The 9,467-nt window shown below is 42.9% G+C and carries 6 protein-coding genes; 4 read left to right on the plus strand and 2 right to left on the minus strand.

The annotated features are described in order from the left end of the window. Positions 1–100: 100 nt before the first annotated feature. From RB622_RS26210 to RB622_RS26225, 4 genes are all read left to right on the plus strand, one after another. On the plus strand, positions 101–1,783 hold the full coding sequence (locus RB622_RS26210; protein WP_308049746.1) for a CsgG/HfaB family protein: 1,683 nt from the start codon (positions 101–103) through the stop codon (positions 1,781–1,783). 107 nt (positions 1,784–1,890) lie between these two features. Further along, positions 1,891–2,424 carry a hypothetical protein gene (locus RB622_RS26215; protein WP_308049747.1) on the plus strand — a complete coding sequence of 178 codons (534 nt, stop codon included), beginning with the start codon at positions 1,891–1,893 and terminating at the stop codon, positions 2,422–2,424. Positions 2,425–2,702: 278 nt separating this feature from the next. After that, complete coding sequence (locus RB622_RS26220; RefSeq protein WP_308049748.1) at positions 2,703–5,090, plus strand: FtsX-like permease family protein; 2,388 nt, start codon at positions 2,703–2,705, stop codon at positions 5,088–5,090. Positions 5,091–5,243: 153 nt separating this feature from the next. Continuing rightward, positions 5,244–6,170 carry a VOC family protein gene (locus RB622_RS26225; RefSeq protein ID WP_308049749.1) on the plus strand — a complete coding sequence of 309 codons (927 nt, stop codon included), beginning with the start codon at positions 5,244–5,246 and terminating at the stop codon, positions 6,168–6,170. A 14-nt stretch (positions 6,171–6,184) separates the two neighbouring features. On the opposite strand, the gene RB622_RS26230 is transcribed toward RB622_RS26225, so the two are convergent. Both RB622_RS26230 and dgoD read right to left on the minus strand, forming a co-directional pair. Further along, positions 6,185–7,747 (minus strand): TlpA disulfide reductase family protein, encoded by a 1,563-nt coding sequence (locus tag RB622_RS26230; RefSeq protein WP_308049750.1) that lies wholly within the window; start codon positions 7,745–7,747, stop codon positions 6,185–6,187. A 377-nt stretch (positions 7,748–8,124) separates the two neighbouring features. Next, entirely contained in the window at positions 8,125–9,273 is a 1,149-nt protein-coding gene (gene dgoD / locus RB622_RS26235; RefSeq protein WP_308049751.1) for a galactonate dehydratase, read from the minus strand. Positions 9,274–9,467: the final 194 nt, after the last annotated feature.

Consider the following 9,467-nt stretch of genomic DNA (forward strand, 5'->3'; position numbering starts at 1 on the left):
AATAGACAAAAAACCAGTGCCTGCTCTCTCAACCTATTCCAAGTGTCCCTGACAATGAGCGCTCCCCCTGTCTTAAATCTTATCATAAAACCCATCTATCATGCGAAAATACTTCCAATATTGTTTAACCCTGGTATTTGCAAGCCTGATTCCATTGCAGATCCTCGCCCAAAAGGACCCAAAAATCTCACTCGAAAAAGTTGCCGAAAAATGTAAGGATCTCCCTAGAGACAAACGGGTAGTCGTTAAAGTGTCGCGCTTCAATGTCTCCACCAAAGCATCTAAGGCAAATGCAACTTTCGGGGATGAATTGGCCACCATGCTTACATCGGCCATTCAACAAACCAACTGCTTTCGCGTTTTGGAAATGAACCGAAACATTGGCGATGCAACGGGCGAAATGGCCTTTGCACAGGATGGTTTCACAGACGGATCGGGACCTCAGGCAGGACAACAACTAGGAGCCCAGCTCATTGTAACAGGTGAAGTAACAGATTACTCCGAAGGAAAATCTTCAACGACCATTGCTGTGGTAAGTGTCGGAGGAAATAAAGCCACGGTGGGATTTACATTAAAATTACTGAATCCTCAAACAGGCGAGGTACTGTTTAGCAGGGATGTGAACATGACCGGGAGCTCGTCGGGATTTACCGGATTTAAATTTGCCGGTATCCAAACCGTTGGCACCACGCAAAACCGCGCCGTACAGGATGCAATGCAAAAGGCCATCATCCGGGCTGTCGAACTAATGGCGGAAGAAAAAGATAAGATCGATATTCCAGAACCCCTTAAACCTAAAGTGAAGAAGCAATACACGGCACAAAATTGCTCCATGCTGCGCAGCGGATCTCCGAAGGTGATTATTCTGGTAACCGAAGCCACCACTGCGGGAACGGCCAGGGACAATACCACGACCGATATGAATCGGCGTGAGCGGGAAATGAATCTTAGGGAGCGGGAAGCCACTGTTGAAATTGTAAAAGGCATTTTCGGGAGAAGAAACGACAATGCAAGCAAAACGGAAAATCAGGCAAGCCGGCAGACCAGCGCCTCGGCAATATACAAACCGGTCATCATAGAACAATCGGCCACGGAGACTGAGCTAACGCGTTATTTTGTGGAAGCGGGTTTTCGCGTGGTTGACCCCAAGGTGTATGGCAGAATGCGAAAGGTAGCGGATTCAACAGGAAATTTGGGGGATATGGCAGCGCTGGGGCTTCAAATGGGGGCCCAAATGATTATTACAGGCCAAACCATATCAGAGCGAACCAATACACAAGGCGGTATGATTTCCTGCAGGGCACGTTTGGAAATAAAAGCGATTGCCACTGAAGATGGTTCGATCCTTGCTACCAACGCGATAGCAGGAGGTGGAATTGATGTTTCAGAAGCCGTTGCAAACAAAATAGCTATAAAAAATGCATCGGACAACATGGCGCAATATCTTCTGGAGCGTCTCTGTAGCATGAATGTGCAATTTGCAGGTGGTGACAAAGGTGGTGCATCAAGGGCAGCGGCTTCAAGCGTTTCAACAAATGTGACGGAGATAACGGTCACTAACGTAAACTACGCCAGACTTACCACTTTGTCAAACGCCATATCAAAGAATGCCAAAGTGAAAAATGTCCAGAAAAAATTGCTTCCTGGTAGTACAGAGGGGAAAATTCAGGTAGAGCATACAGGAAATACAGATGAACTTATCGACGCCCTGAGTAAAATACCTTCCCTTAAATTTGAGGTGATGGGTGTAGATAATGGTTTGGCAAGTATTGCGATGCTATAAAATGGTACACTTATAGCGTCACCTAGCGGTATTGAGATCATACACACTTACATGCGAGTATCTGTTTAAGTGACCATTTTTAAAACAAATCAAAACCCAATATGAAATTGAAAAAGATTCTATTTCTAGGGGTACTCCTGTCTTTTGCAGCGGGATGCAGCTCCCAAAAAGATAATGTGGCACCGTCTTCAACGACTTTGGACGGTCAATGGCAGTTAACGAAGATAACCGTCAACGCGGTACTTAAAGATGAGGAGAAGGTCTCGGAAGATAGTTTTCCGGCCGATGTCGTAACCGTAGATTTTAAATCAGATGGTAAAGTGAAAGGCCAGTTACCTTTTCTCTCCGATTTAGACTCCTTTTTGTTTGTTGATTTGGAAACCCAGGGTTTTGACTACCGTTATGAAGTAACTGATAACCTGATTGTCATCCGAAACAGAGTCACCGATACGAAAGACCTGGAAAAGGCATATTTTAAGTTAAGTAAAACAGAGAATTCCATGACCTGGACAATGGATATGAATTTGGCCAAAAAATCCGCTAATGCATCGGAAGTTGAATTGATCGTCCCGTTGGATGAGAAAGATCTGGATAACCTGCTTCGTGATTTTGAAATGAAATGGGAGTTCAAGAAGAAATGAGTTGGCATTAAATTAGTTCCCATTATCGATTTTTATAGTAAACAAATAATCATCCGGTTACTGACTTAATCGCATATAGCTAATTGCCAACAGTTGCTTACTTAAAACCGGACAGTAGTGTTCAAATCCGAACAAATGATCATTCAAAAAGTGCTTTAAATACATTTAATGCGATATTTGTACAAGTGGTACAATAATTGAGAGCGTCTAAGGAGTAGCCGCCCAATCTTTTGTAAATCGCAAAGTTGAGTCGGTTACCATACTATGCAATTAAACCTATGCTCGCTAATTACTTTAAGATCGCTTTCCGTGTCCTTTGGCGCAATAAGATTTACGTGGTCCTCAATGTCGCAGGATTAGGTTTTGCAATTGCCTGCTGCATTCTGGCTTACCTAAACTACAACTACCGGGCCAAGTTCGACCAAAATCATACCCATACCGAAGGTATTTACCGGCTGAACAGTGAGCGAATCGTAGAAGGTACAAAACAGACCTGGGGCGTTGTTCCCTTGCCACTGGGCCAGGCAATGCAAAAGGAATTAGCAGGGGCCGAAAGGATTGCCCGATTGAGCAATGCTCCTGTCATCGTAAAACACAAGGACAATACTTTCGACGAGCGTATGCACTACGCCGACAAGGACCTATTTGATTTTTTCAATTTTCCTTTAAAATTTGGAAACCTGTCAGCCTTTGACAAAGCCAATCAGATCATAATCAGTGACGATTTAGCCGGGAAATATTTCCCAAAACAAATGCCCGTGGGCCAGCCCCTGACTATCGTTGACGCTGAAGGCGAAGACAAGGTTTATACGGTTGCCGCCGTAGCGCAGCGGATCCCTGCAAATTCAAGTATTCAGTTTGACATCATCACGTCTTTCGAGAATGGGTTTATCAATGGGAAGACGCCACCTGATGACTGGGCCAATCCAACGCGCATTACGACATTTGTGCAGTTGAAAGATGGACAAACCGGACCTTTTGTACGATCTAATCTTAAACCCTATGTGGCACTCCATAATAGTAATCACACGGATTGGCTTTTGGAAGGCTTTTCACTTCAGCCATTTTCTGAACTGGCGACGAGCTCGGATATTGATATGTCCGGATACGTATATGGTAGCGAACTAACTTCCAATCCCCGTGGCGTTCTTGTTATTGTCCCTGCGATCATGTCGGTATTTATTTTAATTATCACTTGCTTTAATTTCACAAATGTTTCAATCGCCTTTGCCAGCGGCCGGTTAAAAGAGATCGGAGTTCGTAAAGTAATCGGAGGGCTGAGAGGCGAATTAATCTGGCAATTCCTGACTGAAAACATTATTCTTTGTCTTTTGGCGTCAGCATTGGCTCTGTTATTTATCAATCTGTTGACCCCAACCATGGTTGGCCTCACGGGTATCGATCTTTCACCGGACCTGACAAAAGATTATGGTTTTTGGTTGTTTTTGATACTGGTCCCAGCGGTTAGTGCGATCTGTTCTGGTTTGTATCCTGCACTTTACGTCAGCTCGTTCCAACCCGTTCGTATTCTTAAAGGAAAAACATCCCTGGGTTCCATAAACCGTTTTACACGCTTTTTACTGCTTGCACAATTTAGTCTATCGTGTTTTGCATTGGTTGTTGGCATTGTCATGACCCAGAATGCAGCATTTCAACAAAAAGCGGATTATGGTTATGCCATCCATGAGGTCGCGGTTGTTGAAATCAACGACCCGCAGCAATACAGGGTTTTAAGCCAGGCCATTCAATCTCATCCGGAAATTAAGAATGCAGCCGGGTGCGTGCAGCAAATCGGCGATGGGACGTACACGCTGACGGCTACAACCGAGAGCGGGGAAATGCAGGCACAAGTTGCGCATATCGGAGGACGCGATTACCTTAATACCATGGGCATTGGTTTGATTCAGGGACGCCCATTTCATGACGGTGAAGCCGATGTAGATGCATCTATCCTGGTCAATCAGACCTTTGTGCAGCGCTCCGGATTGCATCAACCGATAGGTCAGCAAGTTACGCTGGACCGTATAAAATATACGATTGTTGGCGTTGTAAACGACTATAAAGAATATGGCCTACATGATATAGTACCGCCTTGTGTGCTGCGTATGGCAAAGCAAGATGACTATAAGTACATGGTCGTGCGGGCAAGCAAAGATAAATTGCCACAAGTTGCGGCATACTTGCAGACAGCATGGCACAAAACGGCTCCCAATTTACCTTACCGGGGTTTTCTACAATCAGATTTGATTGAAAAGGAACTCCGCATGACAAATGGATTTAAGTCGATAGCGTTTTTTCTGGCCATTGTCACCCTGCTGCTTTCCGCATCAGGTTTGTTTGCACAAATTTCATTAAACATAGACAAACGTAGTAAGGAAATTGGCATGCGTAAAGTTCTTGGCGCTTCGGTGCTGCAAATCATCGGGTCAGTCAACCGGCGATTCGTACATATCCTGCTGATTGCATTTGTCGTTGGTTCGGTTTTCGGTTACCTGTTTACCAGCAGGTTTATTTTCCAATTTATCTTCAAATATCACCCTGACGCCGGGCCATTGCCCTATATTGGCACATTTGTGATTGTTGTGCTCTGCTGCTCTATCATCATAGGTTCAAAAGTTTACCGTGCGGCCACGGCAAACCCAATAGAGCGATTGCGTGCAGACTAAGCGTATCTTCTGGATTGTATCAGACCTAATAAAGAGAATCTGTTATAAAACTTGTGGAACCTTATCTCAAACAAGTTTCACCGAAATTCTTTAACTTTATCATACAGTTATCCTGTCCGATACCGCATTTTAAAACGATCTAAATGAATGGTTATGCAAAAAATTATTCCGCATTTATGGTTTGATAAAGAAGCGAAGGAAGCCGCAGCATTTTATGCCTCAGTATTCCCGGATTCCAGGGTTACCCATCTGACTACACTTGAGAATACCCCATCCGGCGATTGCGATGTTGTAAGTTTTGAACTCTGGAATCAAAAATTCATGGCCATCAGTGCCGGCCCGCTCTTTAAGTTTAATCCATCCATCTCATTCATGGTGAATTTTGACCCGCTGCTATTCGGCTCGCCTGAGACAGGAAAAAAAGATGCGAGAGAAAAAATAGATATGGTCTGGAACAAATTAGCAGAAGGTGGCAATGTGCTCATGCCTATTGACAAATATCCTTTTAGCGAGCGTTATGGATGGGTACAGGATAAGTACGGCTTATCCTGGCAGTTGATTCTGACCAATCCTGAAGGTGAGTCGAGGCCAGCGATCGTACCTTCCCTTATGTTTGTGGGAAGCAAATGCGGCAAGGCGGAGGAGGCTATCAACTTTTATCTCTCCGTTTTTAAGCACTCAAAATTAGGCGGAATGTATCGCTATGGAAAAGGCCAGGAGCCCGATCAGGAAGGCACGGTTATGTTCGCCGATTTTATGCTCGAAAATACGTGGTTCGCGGCCATGGATAGTGCCCACGAGCATAAATTCGATTTCAACGAAGCGGTTTCCCTCCTGGTAAACTGTGAAGACCAGCAGGATATCGATTACTACTGGCAGAAATTATCAGCCCTCCCTGAGTCCGAAGAATGTGGATGGCTCAAAGATAAGTTTGGTGTATCCTGGCAAATTTCATCCGCTGATATGGAAGAAAAAATGAGTACCGGTACACGCGAACAGATCAACCGGGTTACCCAGGCTGTCCTGACCATGAAGAAACTGGATATTGCCAAATTGAAAGCGGCATACGATGGGGCCTAAGAAGCGGATAGCTCCTAAGGCTTATGAGCCAGCCTGGTAAGGAGCAATCCGATTTCACTACTTTCTACCCTTGGCGCATTGGCATGTATCAAATTCCCGGTTTTGTCAAAGATCATATAACGTGGTATTTCATTGAGCTTATATTTCCTGAAAAATTCTGATGTTTTATGATTTACCACAAGAAAGTTATCTTTTAAATTGTGTAAATCTTCTTTTACACTGGCTATCTGCCAGGGTGGTATATTGTTGTCAATGGACAAATAAACAAAAACCACATCCTTACCTTCAAGTTCCTTTCTTAATGAAGCCGAAGCGGGCATGGCTTCTCTGCATGGACCACACCAGCTGGCCCAAAAATCAACATAGATAATTTTACCTTTATGACGCTTCTTTAAGTCTTCAAAAGTAAGCTTTTCCCCCTTTTGCCCAGTCAGAACCATTGACACTGTTTGACTTCGACTACTATCGAACTCCAGGGAAAAATTCCTTTTAGTCCGATTTACAAGGGCAGTATCCTTCACCGATAATTGATATTTTGTAAAATACTCAATAAAATTATCGTGGGAAAATACACTATGAATTCTGTTGAGTTCTCTTGTCAATAAATAATTTTTGTCTTTTTCCGGAAACAGAGCAGACGTATCAATCTTTGAAAAAACCTGTCTATAATCTTTGTTTATACCGTCACGAAAATCTTTAAAGTCCGCAGTTTTGGTGTAATAAATATACGCAACCGTACTTAACAGTTCCTGATGATGTATCTCAGGATAATTGGATTCTTTAGCGGTATAATTTTCAAATATCTTCCGAATTTCTAACCCGGATATTTTCCCGGCGCCGATGTTAATCGCGTTTTTAATATTTTCATTTCTGTCTTTGTAAAATCGGTACTCAAGTTCTGAAATTTGATTTAAGGCTTTTATTGAATCCAGTATATTCTTTTCAGAAACCAAATATGCATACACGTTACCGTACAGGCTATTCCTTACAGAATCCACTCCCATATTGATCCTAGCCAATCTTTCTTCATTCGTCAAATTGTTATTTGCTTTCCGAATATTTTTGTCTGATAGAATTCTCTGCCCATTTAGCTTATTTGCTTCACGATATTTTCCATAAGGCGAATACCCTGTAATATGTAATCTCTTTCTAACGAGTGCATCAAATCCTAAATCATATTTCAAGCAAATCCTGTTCAGAACCTTGATCTGCGGGAATTTGTCCTTGTATTCGATCTCTACCGAATCTCCCTTATGTAGTAGAATTTCATTAAAATCGAAGTGATTCACCAGAATTCTCATTAAAGCGTATTTGTCGTAAACCGTCTCTACGATGTTTTTGGGCATAATATTGGGTTTACATTCAATCAGGTTTCTGGTGTTATCCTTGTAAATCGTGAGATGGTTGTCATTTCTTGTCCAGTGGGTAGTTGTATAGTAAAAGTAATTATCTACATCAGGCACATTTTTAAACATGATTACGATCTTTTCCTTAACATCTGTATTGACCTTTCCATAGGCAACCCCACAGCTATAAAGTGCCGTAACAAAGAAATAGATAGCTATTATTGATCTCATTTCATTCAGGATTAAAAGATTGATATTGATCTCGGGAAGGAACTCTAATCGCATCTTCAAATGGTATCCGCACGTAGCTTATTTACATTTAATGACCTACTAATAAGCAAATTATGTGCATAAATTTTATTATTCGTATACATATAATTTGGTGTCATGTCTTCAAAGCTTTGATTATCGCAAGCAACCTGGATAAGAAAACTTACCACGCTTTTTGCGATAATAAGTACCCGGAACATCAGGGGACGCGGTTGAATAAAAATGGCCGGTCGGAAAAACATCTTACAAGATAGCAATCGCCATTTTCCAGCGCGGAAACAGCGCGGATTATTCCGCCCTGCAAAAATGTAAAGCGTTCCCAACCAGCCAGCGTTCGATTACCATTCAGCGGCGCTGCCGTCCGCATGCTTCCAAAGCGGATTTTTCCAGTTATGCCCTACTTGTGCCATCTTCCGAACCTGCGCCTCATTCACCTGAATGCCAAGTCCCGGTCCGGATGGAATGTTGACAAAACCACCTTCGTAGCTAAAAACCGACTTATCTTCCAGATAATCCATCAAATCACTTCCCTGATTGTAATGTATACCAAGGCTTTGTTCCTGAATAAAAGCATTATGGCATGTGGCGTCCACCTGCAGACAAGCTGCCAGCGCGATTGGCCCAAGTGGACAATGTGGAGCGGCTGCCACGTCGAACGCCTCGGCCATCGACAAGATTTTTTTACATTCTGTTATACCACCTGCGTGGGATAAATCAGGTTGGATAATATCTGCATAGCCGTCTGTTAACAGATTTTTGAACTGCCAGCGGCTGAACATTCTTTCGCCGGTAGCAATAGGAATACAGGTGTGATTGGCTATTTCGCGCAGCGCCTCATTGTTTTCAGGCAAAACGGGTTCTTCAATGAACATGGGCCGAAACTGTTCCAATTCCTTCGCAAGTACCTTGGCCATGGGCTTGTGTAATCTTCCGTGAAAATCCACGCCAATATCCAGGCTATATCCCACGGCCTCACGTATGGACGCGACACGCGCCAGTACCAGATCGATTTTTTCGTAGGAATCAATGTATTGCATTTCATCCGTCGCATTCATTTTGATGGCTTTGAAACCACTTTCCAAAGATAACTTCGCAGCATTCGCCACATCTGCGGGGCGGTCTCCACCTATCCACGAATACACTTTGATCTTATCCCGGCATTTACCACCAAGAAGCTGATAAACGGGTGCATTATAAAACTTCCCTTTGATATCCCACAATGCCTGGTCGATACCGGCGATTGCGCTCATCAGGATTGGCCCGCCACGATAAAAGCCACCGCGATACATCGTATTCCAATGCCTTTCAATATCCATCGGATCTTTTCCAATCAACGCTTCCATCAATTCAACAACAGCTGCTTTTACTGTGGCAGCTTTGCCCTCGATCACAGGCTCTCCCCAGCCAATAATTCCCTCATCTGTTTTTATTTTTAAAAATAACCACCTTGGGGGTACCTGAAACAACTCGAAACTTATAATTTTCATTTTCACCGGTCTGTTATGTAAAAAAAAATCCAAAAAGATACTACTATATTTTCTAATTTAAATCAAACTAATTCGCTATTTTGTTACTTAGTTACGATTTAATCGTCTTACTACCGTTACTTACACTATAAACTAAAAAAACATGAGAAATTTATTACCATGGAAGTACTTAGTTTCACTCACTCTCTCACTAT

This window comes from Dyadobacter sp. LHD-138 (assembly GCF_030929615.1).
Taxonomy (GTDB): Bacteria; Bacteroidota; Bacteroidia; order Cytophagales; family Spirosomataceae; genus Dyadobacter.